This is a genomic window from Mesorhizobium sp. WSM4817, assembly GCF_055811135.1.
Window position 1 is genome coordinate 1 of the sequence record NZ_JBVVQQ010000117.1, and the last position, 630, is coordinate 630.

Below are 630 nucleotides of genomic sequence, written 5' to 3' on the forward strand. Positions count from 1 at the left end.
GTGCTGGTCTTCGACGATTCCACTGCTGCCATCGACGCCGGCACCGAGCAGCGTATCCGGGCAGCGATGAAACGCTTTGCCAAGGACCGCGTGACGCTCATCATCTCGCACCGGCTGAGTTCACTGATGCATGCCGACCAGATTCTGTTCGTGGAGGGCGGCCGGATCGTCGAGCGCGGCACGCATGAGGAACTGCTGGCGCTCGGCGGACGCTACCGCGCCCTTTACGACCTGCAGCTGCGGCCGGACGATGACCGACCCGTCGTAACGGGAGCCGCGTGATGTCGACACATAGCGGCGACGAGAAGGAAGACACCAGCGGGCGGCCGACAAAGGCGGTCGTCGGCTCGCACCGCGACGAGGAAGAAGTCTTCGGCAAGGCCTATGATCCGCGCATCCTGCAGCGCACTTGGAGCTTCGTGAAACCGTATCGGGGCCGGATTTTGATCTCGGTCGCCGCGGTCCTGGTGTTCACGCTGACGCAGCTGGCGATCCCGCTGGTCATCCGCTACGCCATCGACCACGGCATGGCGGCGGGCAGGCTCGACCGATCGGTGATGATCTGGGCGACGGGCGCCTTCGCGACGATCATCCTCATCAACTACGGCGCCAGCTATGTGCAGGAGAGCG

2 pseudogenes are annotated in these 630 nt (G+C 64.8%); both read left to right on the forward strand.

Features of this window, described 5'->3' with window-relative positions:
• A pseudogene (locus AC0L2K_RS34970) lies at nt 1-282 on the forward strand (ABC transporter ATP-binding protein); the annotation flags it as partial.
• Nucleotides 282-630, forward strand: a pseudogene (locus AC0L2K_RS34975) (ABC transporter ATP-binding protein); the annotation flags it as partial. The pseudogenes AC0L2K_RS34970 and AC0L2K_RS34975, both read left to right, overlap by 1 nt.